We start from the raw sequence: 26,259 nt of genomic DNA on the forward strand, positions 1-26,259 counted from the left end.
TCTCGTGTGAAGCACCTGCCACCCTCCCTCCTCGTCAGGCGGCGTCCTGTGGTCGCCCCGGGCGCTGTTGGAGTCCGCCGGTCAGAAGCCAGCCAGCGGGGAGGCAAGTGAGCCACTGTTTGAGCGGGACGCTTGTGGTCAGTCCGGGGGACTGACCACCCCGCGAGTTTGGCGAACGCCCCGATGGCTGGCTGGCGGCCGGGCAGTTCCGGCGCAGCCGGAACCGGACGACCTGCGCTCGGGGCGGCCACGGGGCGACGCCGAGGTTTCGCAGAAGAACCAGCAACCCGCGCACTGCCCCGCAAATAAAGCCACAACGACACACCCACCAGAAACAAAAAGGCCGGGACGCGATGCCCGGCCTTTCCACCCACCCAAAGAAGCCTTACTTCAACTGCCCGTGGCAGTGCTTGTATTTCTTCCCGCTACCGCACGGGCAGGGGTCGTTGCGCCCCACGCGCGGCACCGCGCCGGCCGGGGTCGCCGCCTTCTGGCCGGTGGCGCCGGCCGGCGTCTCGTCCAGGCCCAGGTCCTCGCCGCGCAAGGCCGCGTCGTAGTCCGCGTGATGGTAGCGCACATTTTCCAGCGCCGGCGACGCCGGTTCCTCGACCTCCACCTGCTCGCGCGACTGGATGCGCACCGTCATCAGCACCCGGATCGTCTCGTTGCGGATGCGGTCCAGCATGTCCGAGAACAGCGTGAACGCCTCGCGCTTGTAGGCCTGCTTCGGATCCACCTGCGCATAGCCACGCAGATGGATGCCCTGGCGCAGATGATCCAGGGACGCCAGGTGGGCACGCCAGTTCGTGTCCAGCGACTGCAGCAGCACCGAACGCTCGAACGGCCGCCAGCCGGCCTCGGTCACCAGGGCGACTTTCTCGTCATACAATCGCCTGGCTTCGGCCAGCACCCGCTCCAGCAGATCTTCGTCCGTCAGGTTGGGTTCCTTTTCCAGCATCTCGGCCAGCGGCAGCGCGATCGCCCAGTCGGACTCCAGGGACGATTGCAGGCCCGGGATGTCCCACTGCTCCTCCATCGTCTCTTCCGGCACGTAGCGGTGGAATACCGCCGTGATCTCCGCATCGCGCAGGTTGGCGATCGTGTCGGCCACCGATTCCGCTTCCAGGACCTCGTTGCGCTGGGCATAGAGCACCTTGCGCTGGTCATTGGCCACGTCATCGTATTCCAGCAGCTGCTTGCGGATGTCGAAGTTGCGGCCCTCGACCTTGCGCTGCGCGGATTCGATCGAACGCGACACCATGCGCGCCTCGATCGGCTCGCCTTCCGGCAGGCGCAGGCGTTCCATGATGGCGCGCACCCGGTCGCCGGCGAAGATCCGCATCAGCGAATCGTCCAGCGACAGGTAGAAGCGCGAAGAGCCCGGATCGCCCTGGCGGCCGGCGCGGCCCCGCAGCTGGTTGTCGATGCGCCGGGATTCGTGGCGTTCCGTGCCGATGATGCGCAAGCCGCCGGCCTGCTTCACGGCCTCGTTGGCCGGCGCCCATTCGGCGCGGATGGCGGCGATGCGGGCCTCCTTGTCCCCGGGGGACAGGTCGGGATCGGCGCGCACCAGGTCGATCTGCTTGTCCACGCTGCCGCCCAGCACGATGTCCGTGCCCCGGCCGGCCATGTTGGTGGCGATCGTGATGTGGCCGGGCTTCCCGGCCTCGGCGACGATCTCCGCCTCGCGGGCGTGCTGCTTGGCGTTCAGCACCTCATGGGGCAGGCCCTCTTTCCTCAGCGCGTTGGACAGCAGCTCGGAGTTCTCGATGCTGGTGGTACCCACCAGCACCGGCTGGCCGCGCTTGTGACAATCGACGATATCGGCGAGGATCGCGCGGTATTTTTCCGCGTCGGTCTTGAAGACCTGATCGTTCTGGTCCTGACGCGCCATCGGCCGGTTGGTCGGGATGATGACCGTTTCCAGACCGTAGATTTCCTGGAATTCGTAGGCTTCGGTGTCGGCCGTCCCCGTCATGCCCGCCAGCTTGTCGTACATGCGGAAATAGTTCTGGAAGGTGATCGAGGCCAGCGTCTGGTTCTCGTTCTGGATGCGCACGCCTTCCTTGGCCTCGACCGCCTGGTGCAGGCCGTCGGACCAGCGCCGGCCCGCCATCAGGCGGCCCGTGAATTCGTCGACGATGACGACTTCGCCTTCCTGGACCACGTACTGCTGGTCGCGGTGGAACAGATTGTGCGCGCGCAGGGCCACCAGCAGGTGGTGCATCAGCGAGATGTGGCGCGGGTCGTACAGGGATTCGCCTTCGGGCAGAATGCCCTGGCGCGCCATGATCTGCTCGGCCTTGATCTGGCCGGCTTCCGACAGGTGCACCTGCTGGGCTTTCTCGTCCACCCAGAAATCGCCTTCGGGCTCGGGCTCATGGGGTTTGGGCTCTTCCATCATGCGCGTCAGCAGCGGCGGCACCGCGTTCATGCGGATGTAGAGCTCGGTGTTGTCCTCGGCCTGGCCGGAAATGATCAGCGGCGTGCGCGCCTCGTCGATCAGGATCGAGTCCACCTCGTCGACAATGGCGTAGGCCAGGCTGCGCTGGCGGCGGTCTTCCGGACGGAATTCCATGTTGTCGCGCAGGTAATCGAAGCCGTATTCGTTGTTCGTGCCGTAGGTGATGTCGGCCTGGTAGGCGGCGCGTTTTTCCTCGTTGTCCTGCTGCGGCACCACCACGCCGACCGTCATGCCCAGAAAACCGTAGAGCCGGCCCATCCATTCGGCGTCCCGGCGGGCCAGGTAGTCGTTGACCGTCACCACGTGGACCCCGCGCCCGTTCAAGGCGTTCAGGTAGACCGCAAGCGTCGCCATCAGGGTCTTGCCCTCGCCGGTACGCATTTCGGCGATCTTGCCATTGTGCAGGGCGATCGCCCCCAGCATCTGGACGTCGAAATGGCGCATGCCGAACACGCGGCGGCTGGCTTCGCGCACCACGGCGAAGGCTTCGGGCAGCAAGGAATTCAAGGACTTGCCGTCCGCGATCCGCTGACGAAATTCGTCGGTCTTGGCCTTCAGCGCATCGTCGGACAGGGCCTGCATGGAAGGTTCGATCGCATTGATCTGCGCGACCTGCTTGCGATACTGCTTCAACAGCCGGTCGTTGCGGCTGCCGATGATCTTTTTGAGCAGAGAAACCATATCGTGTCGTCGCTGCGGGCCCGAAGGGTGATCGGACGCCGGAAGATTGTGAGGCGCGGTCGCCGAATGGCGGCCGCAGGTAAACGATGCAGTTTAACGCAGGGAGGAAGCCCCCGCATCGGCGGGCTCGACTTGCCCGGAGGTTCCCATCGCCAGGCGCGTGCGGGCATCTTCCTGAATGAACAGGGTCGGGTCCAGGGGGTAGTCCGCCATCCGCACCTCGAAGTGCAGGTGCGAGCCGGTGGACCGGCCGGTGCTGCCCACCCGAGCGATCAACTGGCCCTGGCGGACAATGTCGCCGGCCTTCACCAGCACGCTGGAGGCGTGGGCATAGCGGGTGCGCAGGCCGTTGCCGTGGTCGATTTCCACCATCCGGCCGTAACCGTGCCAGGTGCCCGCCCGCGTCACCAGCCCGCCGGAGGCCGCCCGGATCGGCGTGCCGCGGGGTGCGACGAAGTCCAGGCCCTCGTGCATGGTGTGGCGGCCGCTGACGGGATTGCGGCGCCAGCCGAACGACGAACTGAGGGCGGGATAATCGACCGGCGACAGGGTCGGCAGACTGGCCTGGAAGCCCGCCTGGCGGGACAGGGCCGCGTCCACCAGGGCATAGGCGTCCTCCTGGGTTTCCAGGCGCCGCCCCAGCGCGTCGATATGCCGTCCCAGCAATTCCGCCGAGCCGATCGCGGGTGCCGGCAGCGACAGGGCGGGAATGTCGTCCATCACCTGGGTGTCGCCCGCTGCGACCTCGTCGCCAGCCCCCGGCAGGCCGGCCGGCCGAGCGGCGGACGCGGTGTCGGCGCGAGAAGCGAGTTCCGGCGCCGTGTAGCTCAGGCCGGCCGCCTGGGCGACGCGCTCGCGCACAGACTCCATGGCCAGCACACGGCCCTGCAGTTCGCCCAGTTTGCCCGCCAGGCCCGCGATGCTGCCTTGCAGCGCCGCGGAATCCTGCCGCAGGCGTGAATCGATCGCCTCGCGCTGGCCGGGTTCCAGGACCGGCGTGCGCCAGGCCTGCCACTGGGCGCCGCCCCAGGCCGCCAGCACCAGGGCGCAGGCCCCGCCCAATCCACGCAGGAAACGCGCGTTAGAATGCAGCCAGAGCGCTGCGCGGGCAGTGTGTTTCGATTTCGTCACTCAAAATTCCTCATGTCCATGGCGACGCCGCCTCGGCGGAACCGATCATCCGGCACTCCGGCCCTGGAATGGCTGGACCGCCACCCCCAGGGGGCGCACATGATGCGCACGGCGCGCGAACTGCTGGCCATCCAGGCCGTGCTCGCGGGAACGCTGCCGCCCGCCCTGGCGCGCCGGATCCGGGTCGCCCGCATCGATGGACTGCAAATCACCGTGATGGTTCCCGGCCCCGCGCACGCCGCCCGGCTGCGCCAGCTGACCGAAGCCGCCGCCGGCCGCATCCGGGAAGCCGGCTGGCCCGTCGAACGCATTGTCGTCCGGATCGACGCCGCCATGGACCGGACCTGGACACAAAAGCCCGGGCGGGAAGCCGAACCCCTGGGAGAAAGCGCCCTGCGATCCTTCGAGGATCTGGAGCGCCGGGTAGCGCCCGGCCCGCTGGCTGATGCCATCGGCCGGCTGCTGCGCCATCACCGTTCGTGAAAGGACTTCAGGCCCGGCGACGGAAAACCGCACTCAGGCCAGTTGCCAGTCACGGGTGAAGGCGGCGGGCGCGGTGTCGCGCGATTCGTAGCTGACCAGTTCCCAGCAATCCTGCCGGGCCAGCAGGGCGCGCACCAACTGGTTGTTCAGGCCATGACCGGACTTGCAGGCGACGTAGCGCGCTACCAGCGGCTTGCCGGCCAGGTATAGATCCCCGATGGCGTCGAGGATCTTGTGCTTGACGAATTCATCATCGTAGCGCAGCCCGTCGGCGTTCAGGACGCGGTATTCGTCCATGACGATGGCGTTGTCCAGGCTGCCGCCGCGCGCCAGGCCCATGGAACGCAGGGCCTCGACCTCGCTGGCGAAGCCGAAGGTGCGCGCACGGGCGATGGTCTTGACATAGGAATCCCGGGCGAAGTCGATTTCGGCCGCGTTGGCCGTGGAATCGATGGCGGGATGCCGGAAATCGATCGAGAAGGACAGCGCGAAGCCGTCGTAGGGCTCCAGCCGCGCCCATTTCGCACCCGGCCCCTCGCCTTCGCGCACTTCGACGGGCTTGAGCACCCGCAGGAAGCGCTTCGGAGCGGCCTGTTCCAGCAGGCCGGCGCTGCGCAGCAGGTAGACGAAGGTGCCCGCGCTGCCGTCCATGATGGGAACTTCCTCGGCGTCGAGATCGACGTGCAGGTTGTCCACGCCCAGCCCGGCCAGGGCCGACATCAGGTGCTCGACAGTGGAGACGCGCACGGAGCCCTGCTGCAGAACCGAAGCCATGCGGGTATCGCCCACGGCGTCGGCGCGCGCGGGCAGATCCACGATTTCGGGCAGATCCACACGGTGGAACATGATGCCGGTATTGGGTTCGGCCGGGCGCAGGGTGATTTCCACGCGGCGGCCGGAATGCAGACCGACTCCGGTGGTGGACACGGGCTGTTTGATGGTGCGCTGCAAGAGCATGGGATTCTTCACTGACGTAGAAACAGCCCTGCGAGGCGTGCCTCGCATTGCCTGATCTTTTGTATTGTAATCAATATCCGGGTTTTCCACGATAGCCAGATGCGACATTGCCAGATGCGACATGGCCGGACATGGATGCAAGCAAAACCAAAGCGAAGGCGCGCCCTCCCCCAGGGGCAGGGGAAGACGCGCCAGGCGCCGCGAACTGCTGTACGGCAGCCGCGATGTGAGGTGATGCGCCGAAGCGGGCCGGGTCAGTCGGCCTGCTTGCGCAGGAACGCCGGAATGTCGAAGTGATCCATGCCGGCCGTTTCCAGCGCCCGGACCTGGGCCGAGGCATGGCTGCGCGGGTTGCGGATCACGGACGGCACATCCGTGCCGGAGAAATCATGGCCGACGGCCCCCACCGGCATGTTGTCCGTACCGGTGCGCTGGGCTTCGGCATTGTTCGACACCAGCTGCGGGCGGGCCGCGGCGGCTCCCAGACCGGTGGCGACCACCGTGACGCGCAGGTTCTCGCCCATCGACTCGTCGTAGGCCGTGCCGAAGATCACCGTGGCGTCGGCCGAGGCGTAGCTGCCGATCGTGTCCATGATCTCGCGGGTCTCGCGCATCTTCAACGAGCGGCTGGCGGTGATGTTCACCAGGACGCCACGCGCGCCGTGCAGATCCACGCCTTCCAGCAGCGGGCAGGCGATCGCCTGCTCGGCCGCGATGCGGGCGCGGTCGGCCCCGGAGGCCACGGCGGTGCCCATCATGGCCTGGCCCTGTTCACCCATGATGGTCTTCACGTCTTCGAAGTCGACGTTGACGTTGCCCTCGACGTTGATGATCTCGGCGATCCCGGCGCAGGCATTGTGCAGCACGTCGTCGGCCGCGCGGAAGCAGTCTTCCTGCGTGGCGTCCTCGTCCATCAATTCGTACAGGTTTTCGTTCAGCACGACCACCAGCGAATGGACATGGCGCGACAGCTCGCGAATGCCTTCCTCGGCCATGCGCATGCGCTTGCCGCCCTCGAAGACGAAAGGCTTGGTGACCACGCCCACCGTCAGGATGCCCAGTTCCTTGGCGACCTCGGCCACCACGGGACCAGCCCCCGTCCCGGTGCCCCCGCCCATGCCGGCGGTAATGAACACCATGTGGGCGCCGTTCAGCGCCGCGCGGATTTCCTCGCGGGCGGTCTCGGCGGCGGCGCGCCCCTGCTCGGGCTTGGCGCCCGCGCCCAGGCCGGTGCGGCCCAGACGGATCTGGACCGGCGCCTCGCTGGTGGCCAGTGCCTGGGCATCGGTATTCGCGCAGACGAACTCCACGCCCTGCACGCCCGACCGGATCATGTGGGCCACGGCATTGCCGCCGGCCCCGCCGACACCCACGACCTTGATCATGGTGCCGTTTCTGCTGGTATCCAGCATTTCAAAATTCATCATGGTTGACTCCCTCACATACGGAAAAACGAACAACTTCCCCTGAAAAGCCCATGTCCATGGCGGCCTTGTCGCCGCTTCAGTTCATGAACCACTCCTTCATGCGCGCCAGAATGGATTTGACCGTTCCCTTCTGTTGCGCCACCTTGCGGCCGCGAGCGCGCTGCATGCGCGCCTCGGTCAGCAAGCCCATCACCGTCGAGAAGCGCGGATTGCGCATCACGTCGGCCAGACTGCCTTCGTACATGGGCACGGCGACGCGCACCGGCTTGAGGAACACGTCCTCGGCCAGTTCCACCATGCCCGGCATGAGCGCCGTCCCGCCGGTCAGCACGACCCCGGACGACAGCAATTCCTCGTAGCCGGATTCGCGCACCACCTGCTGCACGAAACCGAACAATTCCTCCATGCGCGGCTCGATCACCGCCCCCAGCGCCTGACGCTTGACGCTGCGATTGGGGCGATCCCCCAGACCCGGCACCTCGATCATTTCCTCCGCGTCGACCAGCGCCTGCTTGGCGATGCCGTGGCGCAGCTTGATTTCCTCGGCGTCCGGGGTCGGGGTACGCAGCATGGCCGCGATGTCGCTGGTGACCTGGTCGCCCGCGATCGGGATCACCGAGGTGTGGCGGATCGCGCCGCCGGTATAGATGGCGATGTCGGTCGTGCCCCCGCCGATGTCCACCAGCACCACGCCCAGTTCCTTCTCGTCGGTCGTCAGGCAGGACAGGCTGGAGGCGAGCGGCTGCAGAATCAGGTCCTGGACCTCCAGGCCGCAGCGGCGCACGCACTTGACGATGTTCTGGGCCGCGCTGACCGCGCCCGTGACGATGTGCACGCGCACTTCCAGGCGCATGCCGCTCATGCCGATCGGCTCGCGGATGTCCTCCTGCGCGTCGACGATGAACTCCTGCGTCAGCACGTGCAGCACCTGCTGATCCGTCGGGATGTTGACCGCCTTGGCCGTCTCGATCACGCGCGCCACGTCGGTGGCGGTGACTTCCTTGTCCTTGACCGCCACCATGCCGCTGGAATTGAAGCTGGTGATGTGGCTGCCCGCGATGCCGGTGTAGACCTCGCGGATCTTGCAGTCGGCCATCAGTTCGGCCTCCTCCAGCGCGCGCTGGATGGAATTCACGGTGGACTCGATGTTGACCACCACGCCCTTGCGCATGCCCTCGGACTCGTGCTGCCCCAGGCCCAGCACCTCGAACCCGCCGTCGGGCAGGATTTCGGCGACGACGGCTGCCACTTTGCTGGTGCCGATATCGAGTGCAACGATCAGGTCTTTGATGTCACGGGTCATGGTCTGGTCGATCGGGTGGATGCGGAGGTTTCGGGGGACAGCGTGATCGCGAATCCATTCGGATAGCGCAGATCGGCGCTGGCGATCATGCGGCCGCCCAGGCGCCGGGTCAGTTCCGGCCAGGCCTGGACGAAGCGTTCGATGCGGGCGGCGAACGGCAGGGCGCCGGAGCGCCCGTGGGGATCGGCGGCGTCGGCGGCCGGATCCCGACCCAGCGTCAAGCGCACGTCGTCGGACAGCGTGACCTCCCAGGCGTAGCGGGGGGTCAGCGTGGCCTCGCGCACGCTCAGGCCCAGCGGGGCGAACCAGCGGGCGATCTCGGCGTAACGCTGCACCACCAGCCGCTCGGAATTCACCGGACCATTCAGCTGAGGCAGGTCCAGGTCGTCGGGCAGTTCGCCCTGGTTGGCCGTGAAAGCCTCGCCCCAGGTGTTGATCATCTGATTCTCGTTCCAGAAGGCCAGCGGCTGCTGCTCCTCGATGCGCACCTGCAGCGTGGCCGGCCACACCCGCCGGACGATGGCGTGCCGCACCCAGGGCGCGGCCTCGATGCGGCGCCGGGCCGCGTTCAGGTCCATCAGGAAAAAATTGCCCCGCACCTGGCCAGCCAGCGCGGTCTGCAGGCTCAACGGCGTGACGTACTGCAGAGCCGAACTGGCCGCCGGGGCCAGCTCGATCCGGGAAATCGAGAAATACGGCCGCCGGATGGTCCAGACCACGGCACCGATCACCATGGCCAACACCGCCAGCAGAGCCAGCAGATTGGCGATCAGATTGGTCAGTCGGGCTTCGGCGAACACGTCCGGATCCTCCCTCAACAGGTCCTGGCCTGGCGCAGCTTGCAGCGCGCCGTCGACAGGATTTCCACGCACAGCCGGCCGTAGCTCATGCCGGCGGCCCGGGCCCCCATGGGCACGAGCGAATGGCTCGTCATGCCCGGCGAAGTGTTCATCTCCAGCAGCCAGGGCCGGTCCTGCCCGTCGAGCATCACGTCGGCCCGGCCCCAGCCCTCGCAGCCCAGCGCCCGGTAGGCCCGCACGGCCAGGTCCTGGATGTGCCGCGTCAGGTCGGCCGACAGATCGGCCGGGCAGTCGTAGCGGGTGTCGTTGGACACGTACTTGTGCTCGTAGTCGTAGTTGCCCTGGGGCGCGATGATCTCGATCACCGGCAGCGCCCGGGCGTCCGCCCCCGAGCCCAGGACCGGGATGGTCAGCTCGCGTCCCTGGATGAACTGTTCGGCCAGGGCCAGGTCATCGAAACGGCAGGCCAGCGCCTGCGCATCGCGCAGCTGGTCGGCCGTTTCGACCCGCGTCAAGCCCAGCGTCGAGCCCTCGTGCGGCGGCTTGACGATCAACGGCAGGCCCAGGGTCCCGGCCAGCGCCGACGGGTCGGCGTCGCATTCCAGCTCGGCGAAGCGCGGGGTGGGCAGACCGTGCTGCAGCCACAGCCGCTTGGTGGCGATCTTGTCCATGGCCAGGCAAGAGGCCAGCGGGCCGCTGCCGGTGTAGGGGATTCGCAGCAGTTCCAGCGCGCCCTGCAGCGTGCCGTCCTCGCCGTAGCGTCCGTGCAGGGCGATGAAGACGCGGTCGAAGCCCGCCGCGGCCAGGTCCGCCAGGCTGCGCTCCCCGGTGTCGAACAGATGGGCGTCGACGCCCTCCTCGCGCAGCGCGGCGCAGACCCCGGCGCCCGACATCAGCGAGACTTCCCGCTCGGCCGAACTGCCGCCGTACAGCACGCCCACGCGGCCGAATGACTGGCTCATAGCGGACTCCCCAGTTGCGCGGGGACGCGGCTGATGGAGCCCGCCCCCATGATGATCACGACGTCTCCGTCGCGGGCGAAATCCCTGATCGCGCCCGCCATGTCGGCCACGTCCTCGACGAACACCGGTTCGACCCTGCCGGCCACCCGCAGGCCGCGCGCCAGCGCGCGGCCGTCGGCGGCGACCAGAGGCGCCTCGCCGGCCGGGTAGACCTCGGTCAGCAGCACCGCGTCGGCCGAGCCCAGCACACGCACGAAATCCTCGAAACAGTCGCGCGTGCGCGTGTAGCGATGCGGCTGGAAGGCAAGCACGATGCGGCGGTCCGGCCAGGCGCCGCGCGCGGCCGCCAGGGTCGCCGCCATCTCGACCGGGTGGTGGCCGTAGTCGTCGATCACGGAATACGTCCCGCCGCCGTTCTTCGCCGTCACGGGGAAGCGGCCGACCTGGGTGAAACGGCGCCCCACGCCCCGGAACTGGGCCAACGCCTCGGCGATGGCCTCGTCGGGCACGCCCAGTTCGGTGGCGACGGCGATAGTGGCCAGCGCGTTGAGCACGTTGTGCCGGCCCGGCAGGTTCAGGCGCACGGACAGGGGCGCCAGATCGCCCTGGGCGTCCTGGCGCTCGACCTCGAAGCACATGACGGTGCCGTCGGCGCGCAAGTCGCGCGCGCGCACCTGGGCCGGCATGTCGATGCCGTAGGTCGTCACGGGTCGCGACACGAAGGGAATGATCTCGCGCACGTTGGCGTCGTCCACGCACAGCACCGCGCTGCCGTAAAACGGCAGGCGCTGGGTGAACTCGACGAAGGCGCTCTTCAGGCGCGCCACGTCGTGCCCGTAGGTGTCCATGTGGTCGAGATCGATGTTGGTGATGATCGCCATCACCGGCAGCAGGTTCAGGAACGAGGCGTCGGACTCGTCGGCCTCGACGACGATGTAGTCGCCCTGGCCCAGCCGCGCGTTGGCATCGGCCGCGTTCAGCCGCCCGCCGATGACGAAGGTGGGGTCCAGTCCGCCCGCCGCCAGCACGCTGGCCACGAGGCTGGTGGTGGTGGTCTTGCCGTGCGTGCCGGCGATGGCGATGCCGCGCTTCAGGCGCATCAGCTCGGCCAGCATCAGGGCGCGGGGCACCACCGGGACGCGCGCGGCGCGGGCCGCCAGGACCTCCGGATTGTCCGCGCCGATCGCGGTGGACGTGACCAGGGCGCCCGCGCCCTGGATGTGCTCGGCGGCATGGCCGATCAGGATGCGCGCGCCCAGCGACGCCAGCCGCCGCGTCACAGCGGTTTCCTGGACATCGGAGCCGCTGATGGAATAGCCCAGATTCAGCAGAACCTCGGCGATGCCGCTCATGCCCGAACCGCCGATGCCGACGAAGTGGATGTTGCGGATGCGATGCTTCATGCCGATTCCTCCAGACTGTGGACGCAGGCATCGGCAATCAGCTGCGCGGCGTTCAGACTTGCGTGTTCGCGGGCATGGGCGGCCACGGCGGCGAGCTCGGGCCGCTGGCGGGCGGCCAGCCAGGCCGACAGCCCCGCCGCGTCCAGATCGGCCTGGCGCATCATCCAGCCGCCCCCGCATTCCGACAGATAACGGGCGTTGGCTGTCTGGTGGTCGTCGATGGCATGCGGCAGCGGGATGAACAGGGCCGCCACGCCCACGGCCGCGACCTCGGCCACGGTCATCGCGCCAGCCCTGCAGACGACCAGGTCGGCCCATCCCAGGGCCGCGGCCATGTCGTCGATGAAAGCCGAGACCTCCCCCTCCACGCCCAGGCGTTCGTAATTCCGGCGCACGCCCTCGGCGTGGCGCTCGCCCGCCTGGTGGCGCACCCGCGGCCGGGACGCCGCCGGCAGCAGGGCCAGGGCCTCGGGCACCAGTTCGTTCAGGCGGGCCGCCCCCAGGCTCCCGCCCACCACCAGCAGGCGCAGCGGCCCCTGGCGGCCGGCGTAGCGTTCGCCCGCGGGGGCGACCGATTCCAGCGCGGCGCGCACTGGATTACCCACCATCAGGGCGTCGGGCAGCGCTCCCGGAAAACCGCACAGCACCCGGCTGGCGAAACGAGCCAGGACGCGGTTGGCGGTGCCCGCCACGGCGTTCTGCTCGTGCACGACCAGGGGGATGCCGGCCAGGCGCGCCATCAGGCCGCCGGGGAAGGCCGCGTAGCCGCCCATGCCCAGCACGACGTCGGGACGGTGCGCGCGCAGCAGCCGGCGCGCCCGCAGGCAGGCCGCGCCCAGGGTGAACGGCAGCTTCAGCAGGGCCGCGGCGCCCTTGCCGCGCACGCCGCCGAAGCGCAACGGCAGCAGCTCGATGCCGCGCGCCGGCACCAGACGGCCTTCCATGCGCTCGGGATCGCCCAGCCACAGCACCCGCCAGCCGGCGGCGAGCAGGGTCTCGGCCACGGCAAGCCCCGGCATGATGTGCCCGCCCGTGCCGCCCGCCATGATGAGGATCGTGCGCGCGCTCATCGCCGTTTTCCCCGCATCATGCAGCGGGTCTCATAATCCACCCGCAGCAGCAGCGCGATGGCCGCCAGATTCATGACGATGCCCGAGCCGCCGTAGCTGACCAGCGGCAGAGTCAGCCCCTTGGTGGGCAGCAGGCCCAGGCAGACGCCGACATTGATGAAAGCCTGCACGCCCATCCACAGGGCCACGCCCTGGGCGACCAGGCCATCGAAGACCCGCTCCAGCACCATGGCCTGACGGGCGATGTCGAAACCACGCATCACGACATAGACGAACACGGCGATCAGGCACAGCACCCCGACCAGGCCGAGCTCCTCGCCGATGACGGCGACGATGAAGTCGGTATGCGCCTCGGGCAGGTAATGCAGTTTCTCGATGCTGGCGCCCAGGCCGACGCCGAACCATTCTCCCCGCCCCAGGGCGATCAGGGAATGGGACAGCTGGTAGGCGCTGCCGTAGGCGTTGTCCGGGTTCCAGGGGTCCAGGTAGACGAACAGGCGTTCGCGGCGCCAGGGCGACAGCCAGATCAGCATCAGGAAGCTGGACATCACCCCGCCCAGCAGCAGGGTGAACAGCTTGAGGTTGATCCCGCCGATGAAGAGGATGCCGACGGCAATGGCGCCGATGACGATGAAGGCACCCAGGTCGGGTTCCAGCAGCAGCAGCACGCCGACCAGCATCAGCGCCAGCGCCATGGGCGCGAAGCCGCGCACGAAACCGCGCACGAAGCCCTGCAGGTGGGCCTGTTTGCGCACCACGTAATCAGCCGCGTACAGCAGGATGGCGGCCTTCATCAGTTCCGAGGGCTGGAAGTTCACCGGCCCCAGGGGCAGCCAGCGCCGGGCGCCGTTGACCTCGCGGCCGATGCCGGGCACCAGCACCACCACCAGCAGGGCCAGCGCCAGCGCGAACAGGGGCAACGAGACCTTCTGCCAGATCCGCATCGGCACGCTGGCGGTGAACAGCGCCGTCAGCAGACCGATGACGATGAAGGCGGCATGACGGCCGACGAAATAGAAGCGGCCATAGCTCTCGTAGCGCGGCCCGTCGGCCAGTGCGATCGAGGCCGAATACACCATGAGCAGGCCGAACAGGACCAGGGCGCTGACCGCCACGATCAGGCCCACGTCCACGCTGGGCATGGCGGTGCGACCGGGCCGCACCGCGTTCACGCCGCCGCTCAGGGTGCCCAGTACGCTCATGATAGTGCCCCCTTGGCGCTACGCGCTATCCACCTCGCGGCCTGCATGCCGCTCGGATTCGCCAGGCACAAGCCAGTCCGCAGGGACTGTCTTGTGTCCGGTCTCATCCCCCCGAGGGGGAATTCGCGCTTGGGGCGGCCCGGCGCGCTCATGCGATTTCTCCGCGTTCGATCGCCAGTTCACGCACGGCCTCGACGAAGCAGGCGCTGCGGTGGGCGTAGTTGCGGAACATGTCCATGCTGGCGCAGGCCGGCGACAACAGTACGGCATCGCCCGGCCGCGCCAGTTCCAGGCCCTGGGCCACGGCATCCTCCAGCGTCGCGCAGGACCGCAGCGGCACCTCGCAGTCCGCCAGCGCCCGGCCGATCAGCGGCCCGTCCTGGCCGATCAGCAGCACGGCGCGCGCATGGGCGCGCACGGCCGACGCCAGGGGCGCGAAATCCTGTCCCTTGCCCAGGCCGCCGGCGATCAGCACCACCGGCCGGCCCAGTCCCTTCAGGGCGGCCAGCGTGGCGCCCACATTGGTCCCCTTGCTGTCGTCGATGAAATCGACTCCCGCGATCGCGCGCACGAATTCCGTGCGGTGCGCCTCGCCCCGGTAGGTCCTCAGGGCGTGCAGCATCGGCGCCCAGTCCAGGCCGATGGCGCGGCCCAGGGCCAGCGCCGCCAGCGCATTGAGCGCGTTGTGGGTACCCTGGATCCGCAGCGCCTCGACCGGCATCAGCGCCTGGGCGGACACGGCGTGCCGCCGGACGGGGCCTTCGTCGCGCACCGGGCGGCGACGGCGAACGGGCGTCTGGGGCACGGGATCGGCTTCGGCCTCGGGCGCGGTCGCCAGCCAGGCCAGGCCCTGCTGCGTCAGCAGGCCGAAGTCCCCCGCCAGGGCCGGAGCGTCGGTCCCGAAACTGCGCACCCGCTCATCGGCCAGATCCCGCACCATGTCGCGGACCAGTGGATCTTCACGATTGACGACGGCGATCCGCGCCATTTCCAGCAGCCGCGCCTTGGCCGCCGCATAGGCTCGCATCGAGCCGTGCCAGTCCAGGTGATCCTGCGTGACGTTGAGCACCGTGGCCGCGTCGGGAGCCAGTGTGGCGGTGGCTTCCAGCTGGAAGCTGGACAACTCCAGCACCCAGACCTCGGGCAGTTCGTCCCGCTCCAGCGCGTCCTTCAGGCCGGCGAGCGCGGCCGGGCCGATATTGCCGGCCGCGCGCACCCGGCGGCCGCTCGCCTCGACCAGATGGCGCGTGAGCGACGTGACCGTGGTCTTGCCGTTGGTGCCCGTCACCGCCAGCAGCGCGGGCGCATAGCCCTGCGCGCGCAGGTCGGCCAGAGCGCGGGCGAACAATTCGATCTCGCCCAGGATCTCGACGCCGCGTTCACGCGCCGCCGACAGCAGGCCGGCCACGGGCGCCTCGTGGGGATTCAGGCCCGGGCTGAGCACCAGCGTGTGGACTCCGTCGAGCGCCTCGACCACCAGGGCGTCGGCCCCCAGGCGCAACTCGGCAGCGACGCCGCCCGCCTTCAGGGCATCCAGCCCGCCCGGCTGCGCGCGCGTATCCAGCACCCGCAAGCGGGCGCCATGCGCGGCGCACCAGCGCGCCGCCGCCACGCCCGTTTCCCCCAATCCCAGGATCAGGGTCAGGCCGTCGCGACGGATGGAGGGGAAATCGCCCAGGCTCGTCATCGCAGTTTCAGACTCGCCAGGCCGATCATGACCAGCATCATGGTGATGATCCAGAAACGGACAACCACCTGGGTTTCCTTCCAGCCGCCCACCTCGAAGTGATGGTGCAGCGGAGCCATGCGGAAGATCCGGCGGCCTTCCCCATAGCGTTTCTTGGTGTACTTGAACCAGGTGACCTGCAGCATGACCGACAGAGTCTCGACCACGAAGACCCCGCCCATGATGAACAGGACGATCTCCTGGCGCACGATGACGGCGATCGTGCCCAACGCGCCGCCCAGCGCCAGGGCGCCGACATCGCCCATGAAGACCTGGGCGGGATAGGTGTTGAACCAGAGGAAGGCCAGACCCGCGCCCGCAATGGCCGCGCACAGCACCATCAGCTCGGACGCGCCTGGAATGTAGGGAAACAGCAGGTACTTGGAATAGTCCACCCGCCCGACCACGTAGGCGAAGATGCCCAGGGCCGTCCCGATCATCACCGTCGGCATGATGGCCAGCCCGTCCAGGCCATCGGTCAGGTTGACGGCGTTGCTGGTGCCCACGATCACCAGCCAGGTCAGCGCGACGAAGCCGAACACGCCCAGCGGATAGCTGACGGTCTTGAAGAACGGCACGATCAAGTCGGCGCGCGCGGGCAGCGGCATGGAAAAACCGCTCAGGACCCACTCGCGGAACAACGGCCAGATTTCGGTGTTGGCCGGGACCGACACGGCGAAGCTGAGATACACGGCGGCCACGGCGCCGATCAGCGCCTGCCAGAAGAACTTCTGCCGAGCCGGCATGCCTTCCGGGTCGTGATGCACGACCTTGCGGTAGTCGTCGGCCCAGCCGATCCAGCCGAAACCGAAGGTCACCAGCAGCACCACCCAGACGAAACGGTTGGTCCAGTCCGCCCACAGCAGCGTGCTGATGCCGATGCCGATCAGGATCAGCGCGCCGCCCATGGTGGGGGTACCGTTCTTCTGCAGGTGCGTCTGCGGACCGTAGCTGCGCACCGCCTGGCCGATCTTCAGCGCCGTCAGGCGGCGGATCAGCCAAGGGCCGGCCAGCAGGCCGATGGCCAGCGCCGTGGCGCAGGCCAGCAGCGCGCGGAAGGTGATGTATTCCACCACGCCGAAGGCACGGAAATGCTCGTCGGACAGCCAGCGCGCCAGCTCAAGCAGCATGATCGCCCTCCTGCGCGGACGCGTCCGCGTCGAGCGCCCGCACCACCCGCTCCATGCGCATGCTGCGCGAACCCTTGACCAGGATGTGGCCCGGGCGCGCCGCCAGCAGGTGTGGCAGCAGTTCGTCGAACGCGTCGAAGGCCTGGGCCTGCGGACCGAAGGCCTGCGCGGCGCCCCGGGCGGCGGGGCCCAGGGTCAGCAGCGCGTCCACGCCGCACTGGCGGGCATAAGCGCCGACCTCGGCGTGCATGGCCGGCCCCTGGTCGCCGACCTCGGCCATGTCGCCCAGCACCAGGATGCGCCGGCCATCCAGCCCCGCCAGCACATCGATGGCGGCGCGGACGGAATCCGGATTGGCGTTGTAGCTGTCGTCGATCAACTGGAAGCCGTCGGCCAGCGGCCGGGGCTGCATCCGGCCACCCACGGGGGCGAAAGCCGCCAGGCCGGCCGCGATGGCCGCCGCGGGCGCGCCGGCCGCCCAGGCGCAGGCGGCCGCCGCCAGGGCATTGCGCAGATTGTGGCGCCCCGGCGCGTGCAGGACGACCGGCAGGGCCTCCGCGCCCAGATGCAGACGGAATTCCGTCTGCGCCGTCCCGGCGCGGATTTGCGAGGCGTGCGCGTCGATCGTGTCGGCGAAGCCGAAGCACCGCGTCCGCCGGTCGCCGGCCAGTTCCCGCCAGAGCCCGGTGTAATCCTCGTCGGCCGGGAACACCGCCACGCCGTCGGCGGGCAGCGCCTGCAGCACGGCACCGTTCTCGCGCGCCACGGCCTCGACCGTGTTCATGAATTCCTGGTGCTCGCGCTGCGCGTTGTTCACCAGCGCGACCATGGGCTGGGCGATGGCGGCCAGCACGGCAATTTCCCCCGGATGGTTCATGCCCAGTTCGAGCACGGCGGCGCGGTGCGCCGGGCGCAGGCGCAGCACCGTCAACGGCAGGCCGATGTCGTTGTTGAGATTGCCACGCGTCGCCAGACGGCCTTCCTCGCCGCACCAGGCCGCCAGGATCGCGGCAATCATTTCCTTGGTCGTGGTCTTGCCGTTGCTGCCGGTCACCGCGATGACCGGCACGCGGAACCGGCGCCGCCAGGCCGTGGCCGCGCGCCGCAGGGCCAGGCGGGTGTCGCCGAGCACGATCTGGGGCAGGCCGGCGCCGGGGACATGATGGGCGACAATCGCCGCGCGCGCGCCGGCCCGGGCGGCCGCGTCGAGGTATTCATGGCCGTCGAAGCGTTCGCCCTCCAGCGCCAGGAACAGGGCGCCGGACGGCAGGTCGCGAGTGTCGGTGGACAGTTCCGCGCCCTGCCGCCAGGTCAGGGCGAAACGCGCCCATTCCCGGTCGTCGAAGGGGCTGCGCACATGGTGGACTTCCTGATAGGTCTCGTGTCCCTTGCCGGCCAGCAGCACCACGTCGCGTTCGTCCGCGCCCCAGATGCCTTCCAGGATGGCGTCGGCCCGGTCGATCCGGACATCGGGACGGCGCGGCATGCCCGCCACGATCTGTTCGATGATGGCCTCGGGCGATTCGGTGCGCGGATTGTCGGTGGTGACCACGACCTCGTCGGCCAGTCGGGCCGCGGCGGCGCCCATCAGGGGCCGCTTGCCGGCATCCCGGTCGCCGCCGCAGCCGAACACGCAGCGCAGGCGGCCACCGCGATCCCGGGCCAGCGGCCGCAGGGCCGTCAGCGCCCGCTCCAGCGCGTCCGGCGTATGCGCGTAATCCACCACGACCAGAGGCTGGGGCCGCGCCGAGCTGGAACCACCCAGCGCCGTGACCACCTGCAGGCGACCCCGCACCGGATGCAGTACGGCCAGCGCGCGGGCGATGCGGCTCAGCCCCCAACCCAGCTCGCGCAGCACGCCGGCCACCAGCAGCAGGTTGGAGATATTGTGTTCCCCGACCAGGTGGGTCAGGATCTGGGCGCTGCCGTCGGGCGCGACCAGGTTGAAGACCAGGCCGTTGGCGCCATGCTGGATGTCCTCGGCCCGGAAGGCCGCCGCGCTCTCGCGCCGCAGACTGTAGCCCGTCCGGCGCCCGGAGGGTGCGTCGCCTTCCAGCAATTCCCGCCCCGCCGCGTCGTCGGCGTTGATGACCGCGCCACGCAGGCCCGGCCGGGCGAACAGGGCGAACTTCGCCTGCTTGTAGCGTTCTTCCGTGCCGTGATAGTCCAGGTGATCGCGGGTCAGGTTGGTAAAACCCGCGACCTGGATGCTGACCCCGTCCAGACGGCCCTGCTCGATCCCGATCGAGGAGGCCTCGATGGCGGCCGCCACGCCCCCCGCGCGCGCGATGGCGGCCAGGCTGCGATGCAGCGTCAACACATCCGGCGTGGTCAGCGCGCCGCCCAGGTTGCCGCCATCGGCCAGCGTCACGCCCAGCGTCCCGACGGTGCCGCAGGGCATGCCCTCGGCGTTCAGCGCCGCCGCGATCCACTGCGTGGCGGACGTCTTGCCGTTGGTGCCGGTGACGGCGATCACAGTCAGCGCGTCCGAAGGCCGGCCGTACCACAGGTGGGCGATCTCGCCCAGCAACGCGGCCAGGCCCCCGATCTCCAGAATCGGCACGGCGGCGGGCGAAGGATGCTCGCCGCCGGTCTCCCGGACGATGGCGGCCGCGCCGGCCGCCACGGCCGCTTCCATGTAGGCACGGCCGTCCGCGACGATCCCGGGGCAGGCGAAGAATACGTCGCCCGGCCGCAGCCGGCGCGAATCGAGGCAGAGGTCCGCCTTGCGATCGACCCGCTCGTCCAGCCAGGCCATGATGTCTAATAGGATCATTGTGTGCGTCCCCCCTGCTCCGCCACGGCCACAAGGGAATCCACGGGCGCGTCCGGCCGCACGCCGAGGCGTCGCAGGGTGCTTGAAACGATGTCGGAAAAGACGGGTGCGGCCACGCGGCCGCCATAATACCCCCCGGCGCCGGGTTCATCGATGGACACAGCCACGACGATGCGCGGATCGGACACCGGAGCCAGGCCGACGAAGGATCCGCGGTATTTGGTCTTGCTGTACTGGCCGTTGACGATCTTGCGCGCGGTGCCGCTTTTGCCCGCCACCCGGTAGCCCTGGACCCGGGCGAGCTTGGCGCCGTCCGGCCCGGCGGCGGCCTCCAGCATGCCGCGCATCAGCCGGGCGATCTCGGGCGTGTAGACCTGGACACTGGTGGGCTGGCCCTCGCGGCGCAGCAGGGACAGCGACACCATGTCACCGTTGCGGGCGAAGACGGTGTAGGCGTGCGCGACCTGAAGCAGAGACACGGACAGCCCGTAGCCATAGGCCATGGTGGCGCGCTCGATCGGCCGCCAGCGCTGCCAGGGCCGCAGGCGCCCCGAGGCCATGCCGGGAAAGTGCGTCTGGGGCACGCGTCCGAATCCCAGCGCCGAAAACTTCTCCCACATCGACTGGGACGTCAGGCGCTCCGAAATCATGGTCATGCCGATGTTGCTGGAGCGCTGGATGATGCCGCCCACGTTCAGCACGCCGTTGCGGCTGACGTCGGAGATCACGGCGCCCTGGTAGCTGTAGCGGCCCTTGCCGGTATCGAACAGCGTGCGGGTCGTGATCTTTCCCTCGTCCAGGGCCAGCGCGGCCGTGAACGGCTTCATGATGGAGCCGGGCTCGAAGGTATCGGTCACGACGCGGTTGCGCAGCGCCTCGCCCGTGCGCTCCGAGTTGTCGTTCGGGTCGTAGGACGGCAGATTGACCATCGCCAGGATCTCGCCCGAGCGGGCGTCCAGCACGATGGCCGCCGCCGCGCGCGCCTGATGCGCCTTCATGGCGGTCTTGAGCGCGGTGTAGGTGTCGAACTGGATGCCGGCGTCGATGGACAGCTGCAGGTTCTGGCCGTCCACCGGCGGCACCACGGCCTGGACGTCCTCGACCACACGGCCCAGCCGGTCCTTGATCACGCGCCGGGATCCCGGCTGGCCAGACAACCGGTCATTGAAGGCCAACTCGATGCCTTCGATGCCACGATCCTCGATGTTGGTGAAGCCGACGATGTGCGCCATGACCTCGCCTTCCGGATAGAAGCGGCGCGTCTCGGCAATCTGCTGGACTCCGGGGATTTTCATCTGCTGGATGGCCTTGGCCTTGTCCGTGGCCACCTGCCGCTGCAGATAGACGAAATTCTTGTCCTCGTCCAGGGTGCGCTGGCGCAGTTCGGCCGGCTTGACGTCCAGCAGGCGCGCCAGGTCGGCGACCTGGGCGTCGGTGGCCTTGTGGAAATCCTCGGGAATCGCCCAGATGGCCTTGGCCGGCACGCTGGAGGCCAGCACCACCGAGCCGCTGCGATCCAGGATCTTGCCGCGCGAGGCCTGCAGGACCAGGGTGCGCTCGTAGCGGCGCTCTCCCTGGCGCTGCAGGAACTCGTTGGACAGAATCTGCAGGTTCAGCGCCTTGGCCGCCAGCGCGGCGAAACCCAGCATCAGCACGATCACCACCAGCCGCGCCCGCCAGAAGGCCGGACGGCTCGCCAGTACAGGGCTTTCGTGGAAGCCGAAGCGTTTCATGGCTGGCCCTCCCGGACGGCGGGGGCCGGCTGCTGCAGGTAGATCGTGCGGTCCGGCGTCACCGACACCAGGTGCAGATCCGTGCGGGCCAGCGAATCGATGCGCGCGTTGCGCGCCAGCTCCGCCCGTTCGAGCTGCAGGCGGCGCCATTCCGCGTCCAGTTCGTGCGCGTGGGACTTCAGTCGCTCGGACGCCACGAACAGTTCACGTGTCTGGAAGCGCACTGTGACCAGCGAAATGGCCGAAGCCATCAGCAGGAACGCCAGGAACAGGTTCAGCCGGATCATCGCGCGGCCCTCCCCGCCCGGCGCCGCGCGGGCGCGCGGCCCGGCAGGCGGATGAAGCCCGCGGCCTCTTCCGGCGGCAGGGGTTCGCCGGTGCGCTCGGCCACCCGCAGCACGGCCGAGCGGGCGCGCACGTTGTCCGCCACCTCGGCCTCGTCCGCCAGGACGCGGCCGAGCAGGGTGACGTAGGGCCGCGGCATGTCCCGCTCGGGGATCGGCAGCCGCGCCCGGTCCCGGCCCGGATGGGCGGCGGCGGCGAAGCACTGCTTGACCATGCGGTCTTCCAGCGAGTGGAAGCTGATCACGGCCAGGCGCCCGCCCGCCCGCAGGCGGGTCAACGCTGCCGGGAGGGCGTGCGCGAGCTGCGTGAGCTCTTCATTGACGTGAATCCGTACAGCTTGAAAGGTGCGGGTGGCCGGGTGTTGACCCTTTTCGCGCGTACGGACGGCACCGGCGACGAGCTGGGCAAGTTCGCCCGTGGTGCGCAGCGGCCCGGATTGGCGGCGCGCAACAATCGCCTTTGCAATCTGGAAAGCAAACCGTTCTTCGCCATAATCTGCGATGACCTCCTTGATCTGTTCCTGGTCGGCTTCGGCCAGCCATTGCGCCGCCGTCTGTCCCCGGCTGGTATCCATGCGCATGTCCAGCGGGCCATCCCGCATGAACGAGAATCCACGTTCCGCCTCGTCGATCTGAGGCGAGGACACGCCCAGATCCAGCAGCACGCCGTCAACCCGCGCGATGCCCAGGCGGTCGAGCTGCGCGTCCAGGGAGGCGAAGCCGTCGTGCACGACCTCGACCCGCCCGTCGGCGGCGCGCAACGCCTGAGCCTCGGCGATGGCGGCCGGGTCCTTGTCGAACACCAGCAACCGCGCCCCCGGGGCCAGCCGGCTCAACAGCAGGCGGCTATGCCCTCCGCGTCCGAAGGTCCCGTCCACGTACACGCCATCCAGAGGCGGAGCATCCGCCGCAGGCACCGCGGACCGACGGCCGAACGCGGGACTCAACAATGCGTCGATGGCCGGTTCCAGCAGAACGGTGCGATGGGAATACGCCATGTGCGGGTTCAGAAAGAAATCTGTTCAAGAATGGCCGGATCGAGATTGCCCACGTCCGCCATGCAGCGCGCCTCCCATTGGGCGCGATCCCACAATTCGAAGTTCGATCCCAATCCCAGCAGCATGACGTCCCGGCTCAGCCCGGCCGCCGTGCGCAGCTCGGGCGCCACCAGGATGCGGCCCGCTCCGTCCATGTCCACGTCCTGGGCATTACCCAGCAGCAGGCGCTGCAGGGGCCGCGCCGAGGCCGGCAGCGCCGCGATCTGCTCGCGCTTGGCCTCCCAGATGGAACGGGGATAGATCATCAGGCAACCGTCCGGGTGCCGCGTCAGGGTCAGGCGCCCCTGCTCCCGGGCCTGCAGGGCGTCACGATGCCGGGCCGGGATGGACATCCGGCCCTTGGCATCCAGCGTGAGCGCGCTGCTTCCTTGAAACACGAGGCGATTTCTCCCACTTCATGACACAAAAATCTACTTTGCCCCACTCTACGGGATGGATCGATGCCGGTCAAGGCAAAAATTGAAATTTATTCAATGACAACAAGCACTTACAACTGTTTTTAAGAATTCTACGCGAAATAAAAACCTGAAAAATCAATGGATTGCAAACTAAACTGAAAGTCCTTTATCAGGTAAGGGCCTTTGCCTCCGCCTGCCGGGCCGCTCCGGACCTGCGCCAATCCCCGATTGACATGCCCGGGGACGGCCGCTGTAATGAACTTTCGCCACCCCGGGCTGAAACACCGGCATTTCCAGGTGCCAGACTCGAAGACATCCGAGCCTTTTTTGTCGCCGGGCCGTCCCAAGACAAAATGCGCCCCCTTGGGGGAATGAGCCAGGGCGCGGAATAGTCCCTTGTATCTGCGGACTATTTCCGCGTCTGACGAATCCGAGCGGCATGCAGGCTGCGAAGTGGGTGCAAGCCCGCAGGGCGAGCGCGGGGGCATTTTTTGCGTTTGCCTGTCGTCTCGTCAGTCACCAGAAAGGAGATCTTCACATGTCGGATCAGATCCATTCCCCCCAATCGCGCCGCCATTTCCTGCAGTCCGCCGGGGCCACGGGCGGCATCCTGATGCTCGGCGGCATCCTGCCGCTGCATCGCGCCCTGGCCGCGGGCGCACCGCCCGCCATCAACCTGGGGCAAGTCCTGCCCATGACAGGTTCCGCGGCCGAGTTCGGCCCCTACTACCGCGACGCGGTGAGGCTGGCCGTCGACCAGATCAACACGGCCGCCAAGGAAGTCTTCGGCGGCCCCCTCATCGCCCGCCACGTCACGGCCGACAGCGCCACCCTGCCCACGGTCGGCGTCCAGGCGGCCCGCCAGATGGTCGATACCCAGCACACGCCGGTCATCATCAACGGCTGGTCCAGCGGCGTCACGGTCGCCGTGGCGACCTCGGTCACCATTCCGTCGGGCGTCCTGCAGATCGGCAACGGCACCACGTCTCCGCTGGTCAGCGTGCTGCCCGCCGATGCCAAGGCCGACCTGCTGTTCCGCACCAGCGCATCCGATGCCATGCAGGGCGTGGTGGCCGCCCAGTTCGTCAACGGCGAGATCGACCCGAACTACAAGTTCAAGCGCGTCGCCACCATCTACATCAACAACCCCTACGGACAAGGCCTGTCCAACGCCTTCGCCGCCGCCTTCAAGAAACGCGGCGGCACCGTCCTGGCGGAAGTCCCGCATCCCGAGGAAGTCCAGCCGACCTACAAGTCCATGCTGTCCCAGGCCCTGAAGGACAAGCCCGACCTCCTGCTCATCGTCAGCTACCCGGCGCACACCATCGCCATCTGCAAGGAATCCCGCGACACCTTCAACTTCACCCGCTGGCAGTTCACCGACGGCAACGCCAGCGTCGACATCATCAAGGAGGTCGGCGCCAAAGACATGGACGGCCGCTACGGCACGGCGCCCGGCGAGGATACCAGCACGCAGTCCTACAGGGACTTCGCCAAGACCTACCTGTCCACCTACAAATACGACCACTTCCCGCCCTTCACCACCTGCTCGTACGACGCGGGGCTGGTCGCGGGACTGGCCATGGCTGCAGTCGTGGCCGGGGGGGCCGCCGACGCCTCGAAGATCACGGGAGCGATGCTGCGCGATGAACTCCGCAAGGTCTCCAACCCGCCGGGCGAAATGATCGACGGCGGTGACCAGGACCGGGTCACGGCCATGCTCAAGGCGCTGAAGGACAAGAAGAAGATCAACTACAACGGGGTCGCCGGCCCGTGCGACTTCGACAAGAACGGCGACGTCATCACGCCCGTCAATATCTGGAAGTATGCCGGCGGCCAGATCGAGACGGTGAAGATGGTCGCCGCGAAGGACATCCCGGCCGGCTGATCCGGGAACACGCTCCCGCAAGAACAGAGGCCGCTCAAGCGGCCTCTGTCACGTGTGCGCCCGGAACCGGCGCCACCCGCCGGCGGCGATGCGGATCACCCTCAGTCCTCCGGCTCCCCGTCCAGGAATCGGGACACGCGCTTCTTCTCGGGCAGGATGCCCTGCGGACGGTACAGCACGATCAGCGCCAGCAACAGCCCCACGAAGGCCCAGCGCAGGAAGGACATGCGGGAGGCCACGTCGGGGGCGACCCCCTGCAGGGCGACCTGCAGGTAATCCGTGACGAAACCCGTGCCGCTCCAGACGGCCCAGATCACGAAGGCCCCCAGGATCGCGCCCTTGTTGTTGCCGCTGCCACCCAGCATCAGCATCACCCAGACCAGGAACGTGGCGAACAGGGGCTTGAAGTGGCTGTAGTCGATCGTGACCATGTACGGCGCGTACAGGGCGCCAGCCACGCCGATGACGACGGCGCCCAGCACGAAAGACTGCACGCGCAGGGACTTGACGTGCTTGCCGCTCATCGCCGCCGAATCCTCCTCGTCCCGCACGGCGCGCAACGCGCGCCCCCAGGGCGAGCGCACCATGGCCTCCAGCACGACGTAGACCAGGGCCAGCGCAAGCGCGACGATCACCAGGTACAGGTAGCCGTAGTCCCTGGGCTGCATGATGGACAGCGCGGACCGCAGGGTCTCTGGTAGCCAGCCACAGCCCTCGCGGTCGAAGACGCAGGACAGGGGCTGGGGAATGCCGGACAGCGGCTGCGGCCCGTTGGCCAGCCAGCGCTCGTTCTGGAAGACGAGCCGGATGATCTCCGCGATCCCCAGCGTGGCGATCGCCAGGAAATCCGCCCGCAGGTGCAGGATGGGCTGGGCGATCAGCCAGGCCACGGCGCCCGCCATGACGCCGGCGGCCGCCATCCCGGCCAGATAGGGAGCATCCAGGCCGAACCACTGCTGGGCATAGGCCGCCATCAAGCCGGAAGGCGGCGACGTGACGAACAGCGCCATGGTGAACGCCCCCACGGCGAAGAACCCGGCCACGCCGAAATTCAGGTGACCGTTGTATCCCCACTGCGCGTTCAGGCCCAACGACAGGATCGAATAGATGATCGCCATGATGCTGAAGGACACCAGGTAATCCATGATGCCGGGCAACCAGCCCGCGATACCGAAGGCCAGGGCGGCACCCAGCGCCAGGGACGCCGGCAGACGCACCCGCCAGCGCAGGCTGGAAAACAGCAGGCAGCCCAGCAGGAAGGCCGGCACCAGCAGGAAGCAGGCTTTGAGCAGATGCAGGGGGTCCATGATCCGGTTCCTCGAT

At 68.4% G+C, this 26,259-nt stretch carries 20 protein-coding genes; 2 read left to right on the top strand and 18 right to left on the bottom strand.

Going from position 1 to position 26,259, the window contains the following annotated elements; genetic code table 11:
• Window positions 1-385: 385 nt before the first annotated feature.
• Together secA and ACTPOE_RS09770 are read right to left on the bottom strand one after the other, a co-directional pair.
• The gene (gene secA, locus ACTPOE_RS09765; protein WP_458872020.1) at window positions 386-3,145 is read right to left on the bottom strand and encodes a preprotein translocase subunit SecA; all 2,760 of its coding nucleotides are present in this window, start codon (window positions 3,143-3,145) and stop codon (window positions 386-388) included.
• Between the two features lie 93 nt (window positions 3,146-3,238).
• Window positions 3,239-4,276, bottom strand: a complete 1,038-nt coding sequence (locus ACTPOE_RS09770) for a M23 family metallopeptidase (protein ID WP_458872021.1) — start codon at window positions 4,274-4,276, stop codon at window positions 3,239-3,241.
• Between the two features lie 12 nt (window positions 4,277-4,288).
• Between ACTPOE_RS09770 and ACTPOE_RS09775 the strand changes: the two genes are divergently transcribed.
• A complete protein-coding gene (locus tag ACTPOE_RS09775; RefSeq protein ID WP_458872022.1) occupies window positions 4,289-4,759 on the top strand; it encodes a DciA family protein in 471 nt (156 codons plus the stop codon).
• Between the two features lie 33 nt (window positions 4,760-4,792).
• Here the strand turns inward: ACTPOE_RS09775 and lpxC are convergent, their stop codons facing one another.
• The 15 genes from lpxC to mraZ all read right to left on the bottom strand — a co-directional run bounded on the left by lpxC (window position 4,793) and on the right by mraZ (window position 23,027).
• The gene (gene lpxC / locus ACTPOE_RS09780; RefSeq protein WP_458872023.1) at window positions 4,793-5,716 is read right to left on the bottom strand and encodes a UDP-3-O-acyl-N-acetylglucosamine deacetylase; all 924 of its coding nucleotides are present in this window, start codon (window positions 5,714-5,716) and stop codon (window positions 4,793-4,795) included.
• 254 nt (window positions 5,717-5,970) lie between these two features.
• Entirely contained in the window at window positions 5,971-7,143 is a 1,173-nt protein-coding gene (gene ftsZ, locus ACTPOE_RS09785) for a cell division protein FtsZ (protein WP_458872024.1), read from the bottom strand.
• Between the two features lie 76 nt (window positions 7,144-7,219).
• Complete coding sequence (ftsA, locus tag ACTPOE_RS09790; protein ID WP_458872025.1) at window positions 7,220-8,446, bottom strand: cell division protein FtsA; 1,227 nt, start codon at window positions 8,444-8,446, stop codon at window positions 7,220-7,222.
• On the bottom strand, window positions 8,443-9,246 hold the full coding sequence (locus tag ACTPOE_RS09795; protein ID WP_458872026.1) for a cell division protein FtsQ/DivIB: 804 nt from the start codon (window positions 9,244-9,246) through the stop codon (window positions 8,443-8,445). Before ACTPOE_RS09795 ends, ftsA begins: the two co-directional genes overlap by 4 nt.
• Before the next feature lie 14 nt (window positions 9,247-9,260).
• The gene (locus tag ACTPOE_RS09800; RefSeq protein ID WP_458872027.1) at window positions 9,261-10,208 is read right to left on the bottom strand and encodes a D-alanine--D-alanine ligase; all 948 of its coding nucleotides are present in this window, start codon (window positions 10,206-10,208) and stop codon (window positions 9,261-9,263) included.
• Window positions 10,205-11,611: a UDP-N-acetylmuramate--L-alanine ligase gene (gene murC, locus ACTPOE_RS09805; protein WP_458872028.1), complete on the bottom strand. Its 1,407-nt coding sequence runs from the start codon at window positions 11,609-11,611 to the stop codon at window positions 10,205-10,207. The genes ACTPOE_RS09800 and murC overlap by 4 nt, the downstream gene beginning before the upstream one ends.
• Window positions 11,608-12,681 (bottom strand): undecaprenyldiphospho-muramoylpentapeptide beta-N-acetylglucosaminyltransferase, encoded by a 1,074-nt coding sequence (murG, locus tag ACTPOE_RS09810; protein ID WP_458872029.1) that lies wholly within the window; start codon window positions 12,679-12,681, stop codon window positions 11,608-11,610. The genes murC and murG overlap by 4 nt, the downstream gene beginning before the upstream one ends.
• A complete protein-coding gene (ftsW, locus tag ACTPOE_RS09815) occupies window positions 12,678-13,883 on the bottom strand; it encodes a putative lipid II flippase FtsW (protein WP_458872030.1) in 1,206 nt (401 codons plus the stop codon). The genes murG and ftsW overlap by 4 nt, the downstream gene beginning before the upstream one ends.
• A gap of 148 nt (window positions 13,884-14,031) precedes the next feature.
• On the bottom strand, window positions 14,032-15,570 hold the full coding sequence (murD, locus tag ACTPOE_RS09820) for a UDP-N-acetylmuramoyl-L-alanine--D-glutamate ligase (RefSeq protein WP_458872031.1): 1,539 nt from the start codon (window positions 15,568-15,570) through the stop codon (window positions 14,032-14,034).
• Window positions 15,567-16,739: a phospho-N-acetylmuramoyl-pentapeptide-transferase gene (mraY, locus tag ACTPOE_RS09825; protein ID WP_376816869.1), complete on the bottom strand. Its 1,173-nt coding sequence runs from the start codon at window positions 16,737-16,739 to the stop codon at window positions 15,567-15,569. The genes murD and mraY overlap by 4 nt, the downstream gene beginning before the upstream one ends.
• A complete protein-coding gene (gene murF / locus ACTPOE_RS09830) occupies window positions 16,729-19,515 on the bottom strand; it encodes a bifunctional UDP-N-acetylmuramoyl-L-alanyl-D-glutamate--2,6-diaminopimelate ligase MurE/UDP-N-acetylmuramoyl-tripeptide--D-alanyl-D-alanine ligase MurF (protein WP_458872032.1) in 2,787 nt (928 codons plus the stop codon). Before murF ends, mraY begins: the two co-directional genes overlap by 11 nt.
• Entirely contained in the window at window positions 19,512-21,248 is a 1,737-nt protein-coding gene (locus tag ACTPOE_RS09835) for a peptidoglycan D,D-transpeptidase FtsI family protein (RefSeq protein ID WP_458872033.1), read from the bottom strand. Before ACTPOE_RS09835 ends, murF begins: the two co-directional genes overlap by 4 nt.
• Complete coding sequence (ftsL, locus tag ACTPOE_RS09840; RefSeq protein WP_458872034.1) at window positions 21,245-21,535, bottom strand: cell division protein FtsL; 291 nt, start codon at window positions 21,533-21,535, stop codon at window positions 21,245-21,247. Before ftsL ends, ACTPOE_RS09835 begins: the two co-directional genes overlap by 4 nt.
• The gene (rsmH, locus tag ACTPOE_RS09845; protein WP_458872035.1) at window positions 21,532-22,590 is read right to left on the bottom strand and encodes a 16S rRNA (cytosine(1402)-N(4))-methyltransferase RsmH; all 1,059 of its coding nucleotides are present in this window, start codon (window positions 22,588-22,590) and stop codon (window positions 21,532-21,534) included. The genes ftsL and rsmH overlap by 4 nt, the downstream gene beginning before the upstream one ends.
• A gap of 8 nt (window positions 22,591-22,598) precedes the next feature.
• Window positions 22,599-23,027, bottom strand: a complete 429-nt coding sequence (gene mraZ / locus ACTPOE_RS09850; protein WP_458872036.1) for a division/cell wall cluster transcriptional repressor MraZ — start codon at window positions 23,025-23,027, stop codon at window positions 22,599-22,601.
• Window positions 23,028-23,586: 559 nt separating this feature from the next.
• Between mraZ and ACTPOE_RS09855 the strand changes: the two genes are divergently transcribed.
• Window positions 23,587-24,936: an ABC transporter substrate-binding protein gene (locus tag ACTPOE_RS09855; RefSeq protein WP_458872037.1), complete on the top strand. Its 1,350-nt coding sequence runs from the start codon at window positions 23,587-23,589 to the stop codon at window positions 24,934-24,936.
• Between the two features lie 101 nt (window positions 24,937-25,037).
• Here the strand turns inward: ACTPOE_RS09855 and ACTPOE_RS09860 are convergent, their stop codons facing one another.
• Entirely contained in the window at window positions 25,038-26,243 is a 1,206-nt protein-coding gene (locus ACTPOE_RS09860) for a branched-chain amino acid ABC transporter permease (protein ID WP_458872038.1), read from the bottom strand.
• Window positions 26,244-26,259: the final 16 nt, after the last annotated feature.

It is taken from the genome of Castellaniella sp. WN (assembly GCF_054457555.1).

Excerpts from the sequence above, each read along its gene's own strand:
- secA (WP_458872020.1), bottom strand. The coding sequence starts at position 3,145 with ATGGTTTCTCTGCTCAAAAAGATCATCGGCAGCCGCAACGACCGGCTG.
- ACTPOE_RS09775 (WP_458872022.1), top strand. The coding sequence starts at position 4,289 with ATGTCCATGGCGACGCCGCCTCGGCGGAACCGATCATCCGGCACTCCG.
- lpxC (WP_458872023.1), bottom strand. The coding sequence starts at position 5,716 with ATGCTCTTGCAGCGCACCATCAAACAGCCCGTGTCCACCACCGGAGTC.
- ftsZ (WP_458872024.1), bottom strand. The coding sequence starts at position 7,143 with ATGATGAATTTTGAAATGCTGGATACCAGCAGAAACGGCACCATGATC.
- ftsA (WP_458872025.1), bottom strand. The coding sequence starts at position 8,446 with ATGACCCGTGACATCAAAGACCTGATCGTTGCACTCGATATCGGCACC.
- ACTPOE_RS09800 (WP_458872027.1), bottom strand. The coding sequence starts at position 10,208 with ATGAGCCAGTCATTCGGCCGCGTGGGCGTGCTGTACGGCGGCAGTTCG.
- murC (WP_458872028.1), bottom strand. The coding sequence starts at position 11,611 with ATGAAGCATCGCATCCGCAACATCCACTTCGTCGGCATCGGCGGTTCG.
- murG (WP_458872029.1), bottom strand. The coding sequence starts at position 12,681 with ATGAGCGCGCGCACGATCCTCATCATGGCGGGCGGCACGGGCGGGCAC.
- ftsW (WP_458872030.1), bottom strand. The coding sequence starts at position 13,883 with ATGAGCGTACTGGGCACCCTGAGCGGCGGCGTGAACGCGGTGCGGCCC.
- murD (WP_458872031.1), bottom strand. The coding sequence starts at position 15,570 with ATGACGAGCCTGGGCGATTTCCCCTCCATCCGTCGCGACGGCCTGACC.
- mraY (WP_376816869.1), bottom strand. The coding sequence starts at position 16,739 with ATGCTGCTTGAGCTGGCGCGCTGGCTGTCCGACGAGCATTTCCGTGCC.
- murF (WP_458872032.1), bottom strand. The coding sequence starts at position 19,515 with ATGATCCTATTAGACATCATGGCCTGGCTGGACGAGCGGGTCGATCGC.
- ACTPOE_RS09835 (WP_458872033.1), bottom strand. The coding sequence starts at position 21,248 with ATGAAACGCTTCGGCTTCCACGAAAGCCCTGTACTGGCGAGCCGTCCG.
- ftsL (WP_458872034.1), bottom strand. The coding sequence starts at position 21,535 with ATGATCCGGCTGAACCTGTTCCTGGCGTTCCTGCTGATGGCTTCGGCC.
- rsmH (WP_458872035.1), bottom strand. The coding sequence starts at position 22,590 with ATGGCGTATTCCCATCGCACCGTTCTGCTGGAACCGGCCATCGACGCA.
- ACTPOE_RS09855 (WP_458872037.1), top strand. The coding sequence starts at position 23,587 with ATGTCGGATCAGATCCATTCCCCCCAATCGCGCCGCCATTTCCTGCAG.
- ACTPOE_RS09860 (WP_458872038.1), bottom strand. The coding sequence starts at position 26,243 with ATGGACCCCCTGCATCTGCTCAAAGCCTGCTTCCTGCTGGTGCCGGCC.